The sequence below is a fragment of the Phytoactinopolyspora halophila genome, from assembly GCF_003287285.1.
Lineage (GTDB): Bacteria > Actinomycetota > Actinomycetes > Jiangellales > Jiangellaceae > Phytoactinopolyspora_A > Phytoactinopolyspora_A halophila.
In genome coordinates this window covers 1-17,332 of the sequence record NZ_QMIG01000023.1, presented here as the reverse complement: position 1 = coordinate 17,332, position 17,332 = coordinate 1, and the positions used below count along the sequence as shown (strand labels likewise).

Annotated in this window: 11 protein-coding genes; 7 read left to right on the top strand and 4 right to left on the bottom strand. The window is 67.8% G+C overall.

Annotated features, from left to right (window positions below; genetic code table 11):
* The first annotated feature begins 26 nt into the window (after window positions 1-26).
* From dusB to DPM12_RS17780, 4 genes are all read left to right on the top strand, one after another.
* The gene (gene dusB / locus DPM12_RS17795) at window positions 27-1,172 is read left to right on the top strand and encodes a tRNA dihydrouridine synthase DusB (protein WP_112259750.1); all 1,146 of its coding nucleotides are present in this window, start codon (window positions 27-29) and stop codon (window positions 1,170-1,172) included.
* A 470-nt stretch (window positions 1,173-1,642) separates the two neighbouring features.
* Window positions 1,643-4,426, top strand: a complete 2,784-nt coding sequence (ppdK, locus tag DPM12_RS17790; protein ID WP_112259699.1) for a pyruvate, phosphate dikinase — start codon at window positions 1,643-1,645, stop codon at window positions 4,424-4,426.
* 270 nt (window positions 4,427-4,696) lie between these two features.
* Entirely contained in the window at window positions 4,697-5,449 is a 753-nt protein-coding gene (locus DPM12_RS17785) for a hypothetical protein (RefSeq protein ID WP_112259698.1), read from the top strand.
* Window positions 5,442-6,182: a class F sortase gene (locus DPM12_RS17780; protein WP_112259697.1), complete on the top strand. Its 741-nt coding sequence runs from the start codon at window positions 5,442-5,444 to the stop codon at window positions 6,180-6,182. The genes DPM12_RS17785 and DPM12_RS17780 overlap by 8 nt, the downstream gene beginning before the upstream one ends.
* Before the next feature lie 90 nt (window positions 6,183-6,272).
* Here the strand turns inward: DPM12_RS17780 and DPM12_RS17775 are convergent, their stop codons facing one another.
* A complete protein-coding gene (locus tag DPM12_RS17775) occupies window positions 6,273-7,727 on the bottom strand; it encodes a helix-turn-helix transcriptional regulator (RefSeq protein WP_112259696.1) in 1,455 nt (484 codons plus the stop codon).
* Window positions 7,728-7,902: 175 nt separating this feature from the next.
* Between DPM12_RS17775 and aceA the strand changes: the two genes are divergently transcribed.
* Entirely contained in the window at window positions 7,903-9,282 is a 1,380-nt protein-coding gene (aceA, locus tag DPM12_RS17770; RefSeq protein WP_112259695.1) for an isocitrate lyase, read from the top strand.
* A 61-nt stretch (window positions 9,283-9,343) separates the two neighbouring features.
* Window positions 9,344-10,987: a malate synthase A gene (gene aceB, locus DPM12_RS17765; protein WP_211659100.1), complete on the top strand. Its 1,644-nt coding sequence runs from the start codon at window positions 9,344-9,346 to the stop codon at window positions 10,985-10,987.
* A 65-nt stretch (window positions 10,988-11,052) separates the two neighbouring features.
* Here aceB and DPM12_RS17760 read toward each other — a convergent pair whose 3' ends face one another.
* A complete protein-coding gene (locus DPM12_RS17760) occupies window positions 11,053-12,339 on the bottom strand; it encodes an FAD-dependent oxidoreductase (RefSeq protein WP_112259694.1) in 1,287 nt (428 codons plus the stop codon).
* Between the two features lie 84 nt (window positions 12,340-12,423).
* Between DPM12_RS17760 and DPM12_RS17755 the strand changes: the two genes are divergently transcribed.
* Entirely contained in the window at window positions 12,424-13,650 is a 1,227-nt protein-coding gene (locus tag DPM12_RS17755; protein WP_112259693.1) for a deoxyguanosinetriphosphate triphosphohydrolase, read from the top strand.
* Between the two features lie 60 nt (window positions 13,651-13,710).
* On the opposite strand, the gene DPM12_RS17750 is transcribed toward DPM12_RS17755, so the two are convergent.
* Together DPM12_RS17750 and ligD are read right to left on the bottom strand one after the other, a co-directional pair.
* Window positions 13,711-14,529 carry an Fpg/Nei family DNA glycosylase gene (locus DPM12_RS17750; RefSeq protein ID WP_112259692.1) on the bottom strand — a complete coding sequence of 273 codons (819 nt, stop codon included), beginning with the start codon at window positions 14,527-14,529 and terminating at the stop codon, window positions 13,711-13,713.
* Window positions 14,530-14,618: 89 nt separating this feature from the next.
* Window positions 14,619-17,231, bottom strand: a complete 2,613-nt coding sequence (ligD, locus tag DPM12_RS17745) for a DNA ligase D (protein WP_112259691.1) — start codon at window positions 17,229-17,231, stop codon at window positions 14,619-14,621.
* Between the last annotated feature and the right edge of the window lie 101 nt (window positions 17,232-17,332).

The following is a 17,332-nucleotide window of genomic DNA, read 5'->3' as shown; positions in this document are numbered from 1 at the left end:
GGGATAATGGGTTTGTGACCGACGTGATGCTTGCCCCGCAGCAGGATGTGCACGCGCTTCGGCTGGGTGGCCTGACCATCGAGCCGCCGGTGGTACTCGCCCCCATGGCGGGCGTGACCAACGCGGCGTTTCGCCAGCTGTGCGCCGAGCAGGGAGCAGGTCTCTACGTCTGCGAGATGATCACGTCTCGCGGGATCGTCGAGCGCGACGATAAAGCCCTCGGCATGCTGGAGTTCGCCGACGCCGAGGCGGTGCGCTCGGTGCAGTTGTATGGCGTCGACCCCCACTACGTGGGTGAGGCGGTGCGGTTCCTGGCCGGCGAGTACGGCATCGCACACGTGGACCTCAACTTCGGCTGCCCGGTGCCGAAGGTGACCCGCAAGGGAGGTGGAGCGGCGCTTCCGTACAAGCGGGGCCTGCTCGACCGGATCCTGCGTGCCGCCGTCGACGCGGCGGAGCCCTCCGGCATCCCGGTGACGATGAAGACCCGCAAGGGTATCGACGACGACATCCTGACGTACCTGGATGCTGGGCGGATCGCGGAGAACGCCGGCTGCGCCGCGATCGCGCTGCACGGACGCACCGCCGCGCAGCACTATTCCGGTTCGGCGGACTGGGAGTCGATCGCGCGCCTCAGCGAGCACGTCGGTATCCCGGTACTCGGTAACGGCGACATCTGGGAGGCGGCGGACGCGCTGCGCATGGTCGAGGCGACCGGAGCCGATGGCGTCGTCGTCGGGCGTGGTTGCCTGGGCCGTCCGTGGCTGTTTCGCGACCTGGCCGCGCTGTTCGCCGGCCGGCCCCAGCCGCCGCTGCCAACACTGGGTGAGGTGGCGGCGATGATACGCCGGCACGCCGAGCTGCTGGCCGAGCTCATGGGCGAAGACCGTGGCCTGCGTGACATGCGCAAGCACATGTCCTGGTATCTCAAGGGGTTCGTGGTCGGCAGCCAGGTACGCGCCGCCCTGGGAATGGTGGAGAGCCTGACGCAGCTGGACGCGCTGCTCGCGGAGCTGGAGCCGGACCAGCCGTTCCCCGAGTCCGAGATCGGGGTGGCGCGTGGACGTCAGGGCAGCCCGCGCAAGGTCGTGCTTCCCGAGGGCTGGCTGGACGACACCGAATGCGACGCCGCTGGCCTGGCTGCGGCCGAGTTGGGTATCTCGGGCGGCTGACGGCCGGCGGCTCGCTGGTTCGGTTGGAGCTGGTGCGGCTGGTGGGGGAGCTGGTGCGGCTGTCGGAGGAGCCGGTGCGGCTGGTGCTTGCCTGGTGCAGTTGGTGCTGGCGCCGGTACGGGAGGTGGGCGCGGCTGGTACGGGTGGTGGCGCGGGATCAGTATGTGTTGCAAGGCGCATGCCAGGCATAAAGCGACACCTTCTCAGGTACGTACCAGTACGTACCTAGCTCTGTGCTCTACGTCACTCCACTCTCCGGGGCCAGATCCGCGTTCCCGCGGGTCACGCGGGTGTCGTCTCGCACAGCGGTACCGCTGCCGGTTCAGCAGGCGAGTCGTTGCCATCTCGGCAGCCACACGAAGTCCTGACGGGTAGTTAGGCTCCCCAGCAACCAGCTCGTACTCAGCGCCGATGTACGTCCCCGATGCGACAGCCCAGGATGACCGCCGTCACGACTGGAGGGCCGGCCCGTGCAGCAGTACGTATTCGACTTCGCCGAGGGAAACACGAGAGACAAAGAGCTTCTCGGGGGTAAAGGCGCCAACCTTGCCGAGATGACCCGGCTCGGGCTGCCCGTCCCGCCCGGGTTCACGATCGCTACCACCGCGTGCCGGCACTACCTGACGACCGGACGCGAACCGGACGGGCTGGCGCAGCAAGTGGGCGCACACCTCGCCGACTTGCAAGAACGCACCGGGAAGCGGCTCGGTGACCCGGAGGATCCGCTGCTGGTGTCGGTACGTTCCGGTGCCAAGTTCTCGATGCCCGGAATGATGGACACCGTGCTCAACGTCGGCTTGAACGACATGTCGGTCGTCGGTCTCGCGGCGCGGTCCGGAGACGAGCGGTTCGCCTGGGATTCGTACCGGCGGTTGGTCCAGATGTTCGGCAAGACCGTGCTGGGTATCGACGACGGCCGGTTCGACGAAAGCCTGGAGGCGTGCAAGAAGTCCCGCCGGGTCGATAGCGACGTCGACCTCGACGCAGCGGACCTGCGCGGACTCGTCGACGAGTTCAAGCACATCGTGTACACCGAGACCGGGCGGGATTTCCCGCAAGACCCGCGCCAGCAGCTCGATCTGGCCATCCGGGCCGTCTTCGACTCGTGGAACACGGAGCGAGCCCGGCTGTACCGGCGCCAGGAGCGCATCCCGGACGATCTGGGTACGGCGGTGAATGTCTGCACGATGGTGTTCGGCAACCTCGGCCCCGACTCGGGTACCGGTGTCGCCTTCACCCGCGATCCCGCCACCGGCGCGCAGGGCGTCTACGGCGACTACCTCCCGAACGCCCAGGGTGAGGACGTCGTCGCCGGCATCCGCAACACGCTCTCGCTGGCCGAACTGGAACGGATCGACAAGGCATCGTACGACCAGCTGCTGGACATCATGGCCACGCTGGAGCGGCATTACCTGGATCTGTGCGACATCGAGTTCACCATCGAGCGCGGCAAGCTGTGGATGTTGCAGACCCGGGTCGGCAAGCGCACCGCTGCCGCGGCGTTCCGGATCGCGGCACAGCTGGCGTCCGAAGGGCTGATTGACGACGACGAGATGCTGTCACGGGTCCGCGGCGAGCAGCTCGCGCAGCTCATGTTCCCGCAGTTCGACCCGGCGGCGCCCCGCGAGGTCGTGGCCGGAGGGATGGCGGCCAGCCCGGGCGCGGCCGTCGGCAAGGCCGCCTTCGATTCGGCCACGGCGGTGGCCTGGGCGCGCGATGGCGAGGACGTGATCCTGGTGCGCCGCGAGACCAACCCGGACGACCTCGGAGGCATGGTCGCCGCGCGCGGCGTCCTGACCTCGCGGGGCGGCAAGACTAGCCATGCCGCCGTGGTCGCGCGCGGCATGGGACGCACCTGCGTCACCGGCGTCGAGGCGTTGCGTGTCGACCCCGGGCGCAAGGAGTTCACGACGCCGGATGGCACCCGGGTCAAGGAGGGTGACGTGATCTCCATCGACGGCGGTACGGGCGAGGTGTTCCTCGGCGAGGTTCCCGTCGTGCCGTCGGCAGTGGTGGACGCCTTGCACGAGGTGACCGACGACGGGGTGACCGAGGATGGGGTGCGGACCACGGAGGACGGAGACGACGTGGTCTCCGCCGTCTTGCGCGTCATGCGCCAGGCCGATCGTCGTCGCCGGCTCGATGTGCGAGCCAACGCGGACACGCCGGACGACGCCGCCCGTGCCCGCAGCCTCGGTGCGTGCGGTATCGGGTTGTGCCGGACCGAGCACATGTTCCTCGGGCCGCGTCGCAGGATCGTCGAGCGGCTCATCCTGGCTCGTGACGACGACACCCGCCAGGCCGCACTCGACGAGCTGCGCCCGCTGCAACGCGCAGACTTCACCGACATTCTCGCCGCAATGGACGGATTGCCGGTGACGATCCGGCTGCTGGATCCGCCGTTGCACGAGTTCCTGCCCGATCTCACCGACCTGTCGGTGCGCGTCGCCGTCGCGGAGGCAACCGGTGAACCGGACGCCGCAGCGGCGGAACTCCTGAGCGAAGTCCAGCGGCTACACGAACAGAACCCGATGTTGGGCATGCGGGGAGTCCGGCTTGGGCTGGTGATTCCCGAACTCTTCACGCTGCAGGTACGCGCGATCGCCGAGGCTGCGGCCGAGCTTCGCCAGCAGGGTCGCGAGCCACGTCCGGAGATCATGGTTCCACTCGTCGCTGCCGTCCAGGAACTGGAGGCGGTGCGTGACCTGGCCGGGGAGACGATCGCGCAGGTCAGCAAGGAAACCGGTGTCGAGCTCACCATCCCGGTCGGGACCATGATCGAGCTGCCGAGGTCGGCGATGACGGCGCACCAGATCGCCGAGGCTGCCGAGTTCTTCTCCTTCGGCACGAACGACCTGACCCAGACGACGTGGGGATTCTCCCGCGACGACGTCGAGGCCACGTTCTTCCCGACCTACTTGGAGAGCGGCGTGTTCGGTGTGAGCCCGTTCGAGTCGATCGACACCGAAGGAGTGGGCCGGTTGGTGTCGATTGCAGCGTGGGAAGGCAAGGAGACCCGGCCGGACCTGAAAGTGGGTATCTGTGGGGAGCACGGTGGAGACCCCGCGTCGATCCACTTCTTCGAGTCGATCTTGCTGGACTACGTGTCGTGTTCACCGTTCCGGGTGCCGGTGGCGCGTCTGGAAGCGGCCCGTGCAAGCGTGGCCGGCTCGGGACCCGACGGAAGCTCCGGAACCGGGGCAAGCGCGGGACCTGGCGGAAGCGCAGGAGCCACAGCCAGTAGGGATGCCTAGACGAGAAGGCGCCTAGATGAGAAGGACGCCTGGAACGAGCGAGCGGTGCACGCCCACGTGATCGTTGACGGCCGTGCATGTGTGCATGGCGGCGATCGTTGACGATCAACAAAACCTGGCGATTCGCCGGTCTGAGCGTATGCCCCGGGGGCTGCTGATCGTGGCGGGAGTTCGAAACGAGGCGAAACATCCGAATCGGATGTTTCGCCTCGTTTCGATCATGGGTACATTACGCGTCGTTTGGGATCTTGTTCGACCCCGGAGGGAGCGATGCGTGCTACGGCTCGTACCGCGATCGGTGCCGCAGCCGTCGTCGCCGTGTCTGCAGTACTCACGGTGACCGACATACCCGGGCGGTCCACCGCGGCGGCGGCATCGAGCTGCGCTGAGGGTGACTACGGCGGCGACATCACCGGTCACGTCTACGGGAGGCTGTCTTCGGACGAGCGAGAGCTCGATGTCACGCCCGGCGAGCAGGTAGCGAGAATCTCCGCCGTCGGCGTGAGCGGCGGCGGGGACTACGAGGTGTACGAGGGTGGACCCTACGAGGACATGACGGCGCCCCGCGGCTTCCTGGGCGGCAAACGACAGATCACCGACTGGTACGCGTGTGGCCAGCTGGGCTCGTACGACGAGCCGACGTTGGGGCCCACCTCGTCGCCCGAACCGACGACAAGCCCGCCCGAGCCCACGCCGACGAGTTCGGACACGCCGACCCAAGAACCTCCGGACCCGACCGATCCTCCCGACCCGACCGATGAGCCGGATGAGCCGGACGACACGGATGAACCGGAGGATCCGGAAGTGTCCGACTCGCCGGAATCGACGGAGAGCGCGGAGCCCACCGAATCCCCGAGCGAGGACCCGGAGACGTCTGCGGTTCCGGTACCCACCGAGATCCCGGCCGGGCTCGCGGAAACGGATGGTGGCCACAGTGCCGGTGTGCTGGTCGCCGCCGGTTCTGTCGGCGCCGTGGCGATAGGAGCGGCCACGTTCACCCGTCGTCAGCGCAGGCATGACTGAGCCGGAGGCCGGGGGCGGCCCCGGCCAGCAGGCCGGTGGACCGGATGGAGGTGACCGGTCGACCGGGCCGGGCTGGTCGGGCCGGCTGGGCCCGCTGGGCAGGTTGTCCGGTCCAGTGAAGCTGAGCATAGGCGTGGCCGTGGCCGCGGCGATCGTGACCGGAACCACGTGGGCAGTCAGTGACATGTTGGCCGAGGACGACTCGTCGTCGGGATCCTTCGGCGCATCGGAGCGCGACCAGGGCGACGACGAGCCCCGAGACGATGACGGTTCTGCCGATGAGCCCGACGATCCAGATCACGACCCGATTCCCCTGTACCAGGTGTGGATTCCCGGCGTGGGCGTCCGGGCACCCGTCGTCGCGGCCGAGAGCGAGGATCGCGTGCTTGAGCCGCCGGATGATCCGCTGGTGGCGGGCTGGTGGAGCGAAGGTGCCGCGCCCGGCGATGACGACGGTACGGTGCTGCTGGTCGGGCACTCACTGGACGAGGGCGAAGCGGTGTTCGACGGCGTGGCCGGACTCGACGAGGGCGACACGATCATGGTGAGCGGCGACGCGACCCTCGTGTACCAGGTGAGCGTCGTCGAGTCGATCGATCCGGACGAGCTTGCCGACCGGGCTGAGGAGCTCTTCGGCCAGGATGGTGAGGGCAGGCTCGTGATCGTGACATGTGACGACTGGGACGGCGACACGTTCGAGTCGAACGTCGTCGTCACCGCAACCCCGATGTGACCCAATCAGAATGATCATGTTTGGTACGTTTCCTCGGGCCGTGACACGCCTGCAGACGTGTTATGGCCCGAGGAAACGTACCAAACATGATCATTCTGACAAGGAGGGGGAGTGGCGGTCGAGGAAGGTGTAGACGTCGGTGTCGTCGACGCCGGGGAAGGTGCCCGGCGGTAAGGCGGCCAGCAGGTGAGAGTGCGTCCGCGCGCTTGGCCAGGCGTACTCGCTCCAGCGCTCGGCCAGGTTCACGGGCGGGCGGTGGCAGCACGACGGGTCGGGACACGCCGACGTCGCCCGGTTCGTCGTCTCGCGGCCCTGGAACCACTTCGCGTGCGCGTACGGCACGCCAACGTCGATCGCGAAATCGCCGGCCGTGGTGCGCTCCACGTGTGTCGTGCACCAGTAGGTGCCCCGTCCCATGTCCGTGTACTGGTAGTGCGACGCGTACCGGTCGGCGGCGTGGAAGACGGCCCGGGCGGCCCAGTATCGGCACACCATCTGCCCTTCGATCGCGCCCGTGACGTCGGCGGGGAACGTGACGTCGTCGTTCTCATACGCCTTGTAGATGATGCCGTCCTCGCCGACCCGCATGAAATGCACGGGAATGTCCAGGTGATGAGTGGCCAGGTTGGTGAAGCGATGCGCGGCCATCTCGTATGACACCGCAAAGACATCCCGGAGGTCCTCGATGGCCAGCGTCTTCGCCGCCTTCGCGCGCTGCAGGAAGTCGACTGCGGCGACCTCGGGCATGAGGAGCGCCGCCGCGACGTAGTTGACCTCTACGCGTTGCCGCAGGAAGTCGGCGTAGTTGGCGGGTTCCTGGTGACCGAGGGCGAAGTGCGCCAGCGTCTGCAGCACGATAGTGCGGGGGTCGTGGCTGGTATGGCTGGGCATGGGCAGGTAGATACGCCGGTTGCGCAGGTCGGTGATCGATCGGGTGGCGCGCGGGAGATCGGCGGCGCGGTGCAGCGTGAAGCCCAGGTGCGACGTGAGGTCGTTGATGCCACGTTCGGTCAGCGGTCCGCTGCTGTGCCCGATGGCCTCCGACAGCGAGGCAGCGGTCCGTTCGAGCTCGGTGAAGTAGTTGTTGCGGTCGCGCATCTGCTGGCGGAGCTCGGCGTTGGCGCGCCGCGCTTCCTCGGGTGTGGCCGCCTGCTCGGTGGCCCGCCGTTCGAGTTCGGAGTGCAAGCCGACGAGCGCTTCCAACGCGTCGGTGGGCAGCTTGCTGGTCAGGCCGACGTGCGGCAGCCCGAGCGTGGCATAGAGCGGGCTTTCCTGTGCGCGTGCGAGTGCGATCTCGAGTGCTGCCCGGTGTGACGGTGCCTCGGGTTTGATGAGGTGCGCGACGTCGACACCGAGTGCCGACGCGAGTGATTGGATCAGGGTGAGCCGGGGCTCGCGCTTGCCGTTCTCGATCTGCGACAGCAGCGACGGCGCGCGGTCGACGGTCGTGGCCAGTTCGCCGAGGGTCATACCTTTCGACTTGCGCGTGTGGCGGATCCGTTGGCCCAGTGTGGCGAGGTCGAGCTCGCCGTCGGGAAAGCCCATTCTTTCTCCTCAGTGAATTTTTACGACAATTCACCAACTATAGCTGTGGAAGAACTCTTCTCAACCCCTGCATTGTGTCATCAAGAGCAATCTTCGATGGCTGGATCGTCGGCAAACCTCGGGATGCAGAACGCGGACCCCGGCGATCCAGTCCAATCCCGAACGAGGAGTAGACATGACGGTGGCACTCGACAGGGACGATGGCGGCACGGCCCGAACGCCTCGCGGCACTCGCGCGAACGACGCCGGTCACGACGCGGGTGGCGCGACCGTACCGGAACGGATCGCCGACGAAGCGGCCCGGCTTGAACGGGAATGGGCGAGCAACCCCCGGTGGCGCGGCGTGGAGCGCGCGTACACGGCCGAGGACGTCGTCCGGCTGCGGGGCACTGTCCGCGAGGAGTACACGCTGGCGCGCCGGGGCGCCGAGCGCCTGTGGGAGCTGCTGAACAGCCGCGACTACGTGCATGCTCTGGGTGCCATCACGGGCAATCAGGCGGTGCAGATGGTCCGCGCCGGGCTGGAGGCGATCTACCTTTCCGGATGGCAAGTGGCTGCCGACGGCAACACCGCCGGGCAGACCTATCCGGACCAGAGCCTGTACCCGGTGAACTCGGTCCCCACAGTCGTCCGCAGGATCAACAACGCGCTGCTGCGCGCCGACGAGATCACGTTCTCCGAGGGTGTCGATCCGGGCGTCGACTGGCTGGCTCCGATCGTCGCCGACGCCGAGGCGGGCTTCGGCGGCCCGCTCAACGCGTTCGAACTGGCCAAGGCGCTCATCGCGGCCGGAGCGGCGGGTGTGCACTACGAGGACCAGCTCGCTTCGGAGAAGAAGTGCGGGCACCTCGGTGGCAAGGTCCTGGTCCCGACGTCGCAGCACGTCCGCACGCTCAATGCCGCGCGGCTGGCGGCGGATGTCGCGGATGTTCCGACGATCATCATCGCCCGCACCGACGCGCTCGCCGCGAAGCTGCTGACCAGCGACGTCGACCCGCGCGATCGGGAGTTCCTGACGGGCGAGCGCAGTGCGGAGGGATACTTCCGGGTCACGCCCGGACCCGACGCGGTGATCGCCCGCGCTCTGGCGTACGCGCCTTACGCCGATCTCGTCTGGGTCGAGACGGGCACGCCTGACCTCGAACTGGCCCGCAAGGTGGCCGAGGCCGTGCACGAGCGCTACCCGGACACGATGCTCGCGTACAACTGCTCGCCATCGTTCAACTGGAAGGCGCATCTTGACGACGACACGATCGCCCGGTTCCAGCGGGAACTCGGTGCCATGGGGTATCGCTTCCAGTTCATCACGCTGGCGGGATTCCACCAGCTGAACTACGGGATGTTCGAACTGGCGCGCCGTTACGCCACGTCCGGCATGACGGCGTACGTGGAGTTGCAGGAGAAGGAGTTCGCCGCCGAGGAATATGGGTATACGGGCGTGAAGCACCAGCGTGAGGTGGGAACCGGCTACTTCGACATGGTGTCGACGGCCCTCAACCCGGCCGGCGAAACCGTCGCACTGCGCGGTTCGACCGAGTCGGAACAGTTCCGCTGATCACAGCCCTGACGAACACGACGAATACCGAGTCCCCCAACGAGCCTCAGAGGAAGACGAGATGTCCGCTGGATTGATGAACGACGAGATGACGGCGACGACGCAGGCCGCCGAGGTCCAGATCAGTGGTTCCGACGTTCCCCGCCAGGACGAGATCCTCACTCCCGAAGCGCTGCAGTTCCTGGCCGATCTGCACGCCCGGTTCGCAGGGCGCCGGGCCGACCTGCTGGCCATGCGCCAGCGCCGCCGGGAGCGTATCGCGTCCGGGCACGACCCCGACTTCTTGCCCGAGACGCGGGCGATCCGGGACGACCCCCGGTGGCAGGTGGCCGCTCCGGCACCGGATCTGGTGGACCGGCGCGTGGAGATCACCGGTCCGACCGACCGCAAGATGACGATCAATGCGCTGAACTCCGGGGCCCAGGTGTGGCTGGCCGATTTCGAGGACGCCAACACGCCGCACTTCACCAACGTCGTGGGTGGTCAGGCGAACCTGTACGACGCGATACGTCGCACGATCGACTACACGAGCCCGGAGGGTAAGCGGTACGAGCTGGGTGAACAGACGCCGACGATCGTCGTGCGCCCGCGCGGCTGGCACCTGACGGAAAAGCACCTCACCGTCGGTCGTGAGCCGCATGACCCGATGGCCGCCGCGCTCGTCGATTTCGGGCTCTACTTCTTCCACAACGCGCACGAGCTCGTCCGCCGTGGCAGCGGCCCGTACTTCTACCTGCCCAAGCTGGAGAGCCACCTCGAGGCCCGGCTGTGGAACGACGTGTTCGTCTACGCCCAGGAGGCGCTCGGACTGCCGCGTGGCACGATCCGCGCGACCGTGCTGATCGAGACGATCACTGCCGCCTTCGAGATGGAAGAGATCCTGTACGAACTGCGCGAACACTCGGCCGGGCTGAACGCGGGGCGCTGGGATTACATCTTCAGCCTGATCAAGAATTTCCGGCATCGTGGTGGCCGGTTCGTGCTGCCCGACCGTGCCGCTGTCACGATGACCGTGCCGTTCATGCGCGCCTACACCGAGCTGCTCGTGCGCACCTGCCACCGGCGCGGCGCGCACGCCATCGGGGGGATGGCCGCCTTCATCCCCTCCAAGGATTCGCAGGTCAACGAGGAGGTCTTCGACAAGGTTCGCCAGGACAAGCGCCGCGAGGCCGAAGACGGGTTCGACGGCTCGTGGGTCGCGCACCCGGGAATGGTCGAGACGGTGCGCGAGGTGTTCGACGAGGTCCTCGGCACGCGCTCGAACCAGCTCGATCGCCAGCGGGCCGACGTCCAGGTGCGCGCTGCCGACCTGCTCCGGGTGGATGCGACGCCCGGCCGGATCACCGAGCGCGGGCTGCGCACGAACGTTTCCGTCGCGCTGCGCTATCTGGAGGCGTGGCTGGGCGGACAGGGCGCCGTCGGCATCTTCGGCCTGATGGAGGACGCGGCGACGGCGGAGATCTCGCGGTCACAGATCTGGCAGTGGATCGACTCCGAGGCCGCGCTTGACGACGGGACGCTGGTGACGGCGCGCCTCGTCGGTGAGATCGTTGCCGAGGAAACCGAGGCACTGCTGGCCGAGGCCGGCGATGATGGTGCCCGGCAGCGGCGGATCGAGCAGGCCCGCGAGCTGTTCGAGTACGTGGCGCTCAGCCCGGAGTACCCGATGTTCCTCACCGTTCCCGCATACGCGTACTACGTCTAGCCCGCCGCTCCACATTCGCTGATCATGAACACTAATCGACCTATGAGTTCGATTAGTGTTCATGATCAGCGGGGCGTGAGGGTGGCGAGGATGTCGTCGGCGATGGCCAGCGAGGCGGTGGCCGCCGGTGATGGCGCGTTGCGCACGCACAGGATGCGTCCGCGCTGGTTGATCCGGAAGTCGTCGACCAGCGTGCCGTCGGCATCCATCGCCTGGGCCCGGATGCCGGGCCGGGTGGCGACGAGATCGCCGGCACGGAGGTCTGGAACGTAGCGCCGCGCTGCTCGGGCGAAGGCCCGCCGGTTGAGCGAGCCGTACACCTCACGCACGCCCGTGCGCCAGTTGGCCCGGGCGAAGCGGCGGAAGCCCGGCCAGGCGACCAGCTCGCGCGCCTGATGCACGTCGAGATCCCGCCGGTGATAGCCCTCCCGAGCCAGGGCGAGCACGGCGTTGGGACCGACCAGCACCTCACCGTCTACGCGAGGCGTGAAGTGCACACCGAGGAACGGATAGCGGGGATCGGGCACCGGATACACCAGAGCGTTCACGAGGTGCCGCCGTTCGGGCCGGAGGAGCGCGAACTCGCCGCGGAACGGGACGATGCGCGGGAACTCGTCGTCGCCGGCGAGCCGGGCAAGCCGGTCGGCGTGCAAGCCGGCGCAGATGATCACGTGATCGAACGCCGCGATGGTGTCGTTGCCGTCTCGCCGGGCGTCGCCCCCGCTCCGACCCGGATGGCTCGGGAGCATCGGGCTACCCGGGCGGCGACGTGCCGGTGCCGCCGCGGCCCGGACACGTACCTCGTCGTGCGTCTGGTCGAAGCCGGTCACCTCCACGCCCGTCCGAACCCGCGCGCCCGCCCGTACCGCTTCGTCGAGCATCGCCCGGGTCACGGCGGCGAAATCGACGATGGCCGTGGTGGGAGAGTGCAATCCGGCGACACCGCGCACGTGGGGCTCGACCTCGGGTAGCTGGCTACCGGTCAGCCACCGCACGCCGGGGACGCCGTTGGCGTGGGCGCGTGCTTCGATGTCGCGGAGGCGGCGGCTGTCGCGCTCGTCGAGCGCGACGAGGACCTTGCCGCATTCGTCGTACGCCAGCCCGTGCTCCTCGCAGTACTCCCGCAACATCGGGATGCCGCGGCGAGCGAAGCGGGCCTTGGCCGAGCCGGGTGTGTAGTACAGGCCCGCGTGGACGACGCCGCTGTTGCGGCCGGTCTGGTGCAACCCGGGCTCGGTTTCCTTCTCGAGAACGGTGACCTGCGCCGCGTCGTCGTCGCGCAGTATCGCGCGGGCCACGGCCGCGCCGATGATGCCCGCACCGATGATGCCGTATCGGCGGCCCGCGTTCATTTCCCGATCACCACCGCCACATTCTCGCAGTTGCGTGCTGGCCGGACGTGTCACAGGCGGGCGAAGCCTATACTCTCGGCATCGATGAGTGGGTATGAGGACACCGACCGGGAACGGTGGGCTGCGGAGCCGGAAAAGCTCTCGTCGCGCACCGACTTCGAGCGTGATCGTGCTCGCGTGCTCCACTCCGCGTCGCTGCGCCGTCTCGCCGCCAAGACGCAGGTCGTCTCACCGGGCAGCGACGATTTCGTGCGTAACCGGCTGACCCATTCGCTGGAGGTGGCCCAGGTCGGGCGCGAGCTCGGCAAGGCTCTGGGCTGCGACCCGGACGTCGTGGATGCCGCATGCCTGGCCCACGATCTCGGCCATCCTCCGTTCGGGCACAACGGCGAGGAAGCACTCGACAAGATAGCCGAGGACATCGGGGGCTTCGAGGGAAACGCGCAGACCTTGCGCCTGCTGACCAGGCTGGAGGCGAAGGCGGCGCATCCGGATGGCCGTCCGGCCGGGCTCAATCTGACCCGCGCGAGCTTGGATGCGGCGACCAAGTATCCCTGGCCGCGCAGCCCCGCTCACCCCCGCAAGTTCGGCGTGTATGCGGACGACACCGACGTCTTCGGATGGTTGCGGGCCGGCGCACGGGATGAACAGCGTTGCCTCGAGGCGCAGGTCATGGATTTCGCCGACGACGTCGCGTACTGCGTGCACGATGTCGAGGACGCCATCGTCGGGGGCTGGCTGGAGCCGTGGCGCGTGTTGGACGTCCCCTCGGAACGGCGCCGGTTCGCCGAGCTGACCCGCTCCTGGTATGTGCCGGACGTCGAGATCGACGAAATTCTCGAAACCCTGGACCGGCTGCGCCATTGCTCGTTCTGGGTCGACGTCTACGACGGACGGCGCTCGGCGCTGGCGGCCTTGAAGGACATGACGAGCCAGCTCATCGGCCGGTTCAGCGAGGACGCCCAGCGGCTCACGCACGAAGCCTACGGAGGCGGCCGGCTGACCCGGTATGCGGCCGACCTGTGCGTCCCGCGTGGAACCCGGCTGGAAGTGGCGGTGCTCAAGGGCTTGGCCGCCACGTACGTCATGACGGCGCGGGACCGTGCGGAGGCCTACGGCGATCAGCGTGCACTGGTCGAGGAACTGGTCGAGTTGCTCCGTGGCCGTGCTCCCGAGGCCCTGGAGCCGACGTTCCGCGAGGATTGGAAGGACGCACCCGACGACGATGCCCGGCTGCGGGTGGTGGTCGATCAGGTGGCGTCGCTGACGGACGCCTCAGCGTACCTGCTGCACTCGCGGTTGCGGACGTGACCTGCTCTGCGGGGGTGAGTCACGGTCTTTAGCTGGTCCTGGCAGCCTCCCGGCGAATCGTCAGTCGTGATCCCCGGGTGGCTGGCAGGACGGGCACCATGCCGTGTTGCGGCCCCCTACCCGCGTGTGCCGCAGCACATTACCGCACCGGGGACACGCGCCGTCGCGATCATCGCGATGGCCGGTCAGCCACGAGGAATGATCGGGGACTCGTCCCGCCGACATGGCCTTGCGCAGCGTGGCGTGCATGGTGCGGTGAAGGGTGCGCCAATCCCGATCGGACAGGTCCCGGGTCAGCGTGCTCGGATGCAGGTGTACTCGCCACAGGATCTCGTCGACGAGCAGGTTGCCCAGGCCGGCGATCGTCGCCTGGTCCATCAAGGCAGACTTGATCCGCCGTTGGCCGCTTCCGGCACGCTCCCGTAGCTGATCCCGGGAAGCATCGGCGGCGTCCGGGCCCAGCCCGGCGAGGAGAACCTCGACCTCGTGATCGTCGGAGGCCAGGCGGATGCCGTGTAGCTTGCGCATGTCCCGGTAGCGCAGCTCGCCGCTGCCGGTGACGAACGCGACTCGATCATGCTGGTGCCGCTCACCGTCGTCGTGCTGGGACCAGGTGAGCTCGCCGGTCATGCCGAAGTGGAAGATCACGCTGGGGTCGGCCTTGCGGTGCTTCCTGCCGGGGACGTGAATCGGGCAGATTAGCCACTTGCCGTGCCGGCGGGCGGTGCCGAAGGCGTGACCGTGCACGGCATCACGCAGGGTGTCGGCGCTCGTGCCGCGTATTGCACCGGCATCGAGGACGTCCACACGATCGACGCGATGTCCTCCTGCCTTGGCCAGAACGCGGCGGAATCCTTCGACATCCGGAAGTTCCGGCATATCCCGGTCATACCCGCTGGCGGATCAGACCATGCGACGATCATGGAGAAAGATCACGGATGGTGCCCGGACGTGGCCGCTGCGACACGTTATGACAGATCCGGCAGGCTTTGCTGGCGTTCGAGCAACGGCTGGAAGAGCGCGCTGCGCTCGTCGATCTGCTGGAGAACCTGATCGACGTCGAGCAGCAGGCTGGCGGGCTCGGCGTCGCTGCTGGCGACGGCCTCGACTTCCGGCCACGAGAGCGGTACCGATACGGTCGGGTGTTCGCGTGCCCGCAGCGAGAAGGGGGCGACGGTGGTCTTGTGTCCCGAGTTCTGGCTCCAGTCCACCAGGACCTTGCCCCGGCGCCGGGACTTGGTCATGCGCGAGACGACGTCGTCGGGCCACTCCTTCTCCGCCAGCTGCGCCACGGCGTGAGCGAACGGCTTGGTGTCGTCGTAGGTGACATCCGTGTTCAGCGGTATGGCGAGGTGCAGGCCCTTCGAGCCCGACGATTTCACCAGCACCTCGAGGTCGAGATGGTCAAACAGGTCACGCAGCGAGGTGGCCACGCGGGCGCAATCGGCGAGGCCGCTGCCCTGGCCAGGATCGAGATCGAAGACCACCATGGTGGGCCGCTCGGGGTCGCCGGTTCCGGATCGTTTCCGGCCGCCCCCGCCGGATCGGGCCGTCGGCTGCGCTGTCGCCAGCAAGGTGTGCAGCTCCAGGCTGGCGAGATTGGCCGTCCAGAGCAGGGTGGGAAGATCCTCGACGACGCAGTACTCGATCTCCTCGCGCTGGCTGTCGCTGTAGATCGAGATGGTGGTGACCCAATCGGGGCGCCACTGAGGGCAGCGCTTCTCGAAGAAGTTCTCGCCGCGCACGCCGTCGGGGTAGCGCTTCATGGTGAGCGGCCGGCCACGCAGGTGGGGGAGGAGAGCGGGGGCAAGCGCGCGGTAGTACTCGATGACATCGCCCTTGGTCACACCGGCATCGGGATAAAAGATCTTGTCGAGGTTGGTGAGCTTGAGCGTGCGACCCTCGACGGTGACCGTGCCTTCGGGTAGCCGGTCACGGGTGCCGTCGTGACCGGTGCCGCTGCTGCTCTTGTTGTCGCTGCTGCTCGCGGCGCCACTGTTGCTCTTCGTGTCGCTGTTGCTCTCGGTGTCGCTGGCAGCCCCGGCCGGCGTTTCGCGCACCACCTCGCGGGCCGGTTTGTCGTCGCGCAGGCCCTGGTACGACGCCTGGCGTACCGTGCCGGAGCGAGTCCACTCCCGGAACTCGACCTCGCAGACCAGCTCCGGTTCGGCGAACACTGCCCCCTTCGGTGGCTGGCGCCCGGTGAAGGGGCTGTCCGAGCGTTCCCGTCCCTTCAGGCGTCGATGCAGGTCCCGGAGTGTCCGGCTGTCGAAACCGGTGCCGACCTTGCCGGCGTAGCGCAGCTTCGCAGCGCCGTCGCCGGTGCCGTCATCGTCGTAGTAGCCGATCAGCAGGGCACCGATGCTCCCCTCGCGGGAGCCGGTGCCGGCCGTCCACCCGCCGATCACCATTTCCTGGCGGTACACGTTCTTCACCTTCAGCCAGTCGCCGCTGCGCCGTCCCGGACGGTAGGGGCTGTCGAGACGCTTGGCGATCAGGCCCTCGATGCCTTGCTCGCGGGTTGCCTCCAGCAGTGCCCGGGCGTCACCGCGGTGATAGCCGGGCACCTGCCAGTGCGCTTCGTCGAGATCGAGTTCTTCGAGCTCGCGCCGCCTCTCGGTGTACGGCTGGTCCATGACGGAGCGACCGTCGAGGTGCAAAAGATCGAAGATGATGTAGGTGACGGGATGGGTGCGCTGGTGCTGGCGGATCTTGGCGTCGGAGGTGACGTTCATGCGTGGCTGGAGATGCTGAAAGCTGGGCCGTCCGTTGTCGTCGAACGCGACGAGCTCACCGTCCAGCACCACCTGACGCGCGCCGAGCTGGCGAGCGAGTGGAGCGATCTCCGGGTACTGCTTCGTGATGTCCGTGCCCGTCCGGCTGATCAGCCGCAACGAGCCTTCTGCCCGGAAGGCGAGTGCCCGGACACCATCCCACTTGACCTCGAATGCCCAGGCGTCCTCGTCAGATGGGAGCTGGGATGATTCGGCCGGTACCGCTTTCATCGGCTCGATGGAGCCGGGGCGGGCGCCGGGATGCGTGTCGGCGCGGGTGCCGGTTCGGGTATCGGGCACGGGCTCGTTTCCTGACGTCGGTGCTGGCGCTGATCCCGCTTCCGGGCGGTCCATCCGGTGGATCAGCCAGTTGTTCTCGGTTTGGAACAGAGCGTACGTGCCGTGGACGCGTTCTCCGGTCAACTCGACCACGAGCTTGTCGTCCTCGAACTTCTCGGCCACGTACGTGCCGCGATCCCAGATGGTCATGGTGCCGGCGCCGTACTCGCCGCGCGGTATCTCGCCTTCGAACGTCAGATATTCGACGGGATGATCCTCGGTGTGGATGGCGAGCCGGTTCTGGTCCGGGTCGTCGGGCAGGCCGCGCGGCAGCGCCCACGACATGAGCACGCCGTCATGTTCGAGCCGCAGATCCCAGTGCAGCCGGCTGGCGTGATGCTCCTGGATGACGAACCGGTTTCCGCTGGCTTCCGTCGTGGCGTGGCGCTCGTCACCGCCCTGGGGTTCGGGCGTCGTGCCGAACGAGCGCCGTTGCCGGTACTCACGTAGTCGCCGCGACGCCGCCATACCCCACCGGTACCCCCTCCCATGATCATGAACACCTTGCGACTACATGGCGGGCTCAAGCGGTGCTTGCAACGTTCATGCTTAGTGGTGGAGGTGGGCGT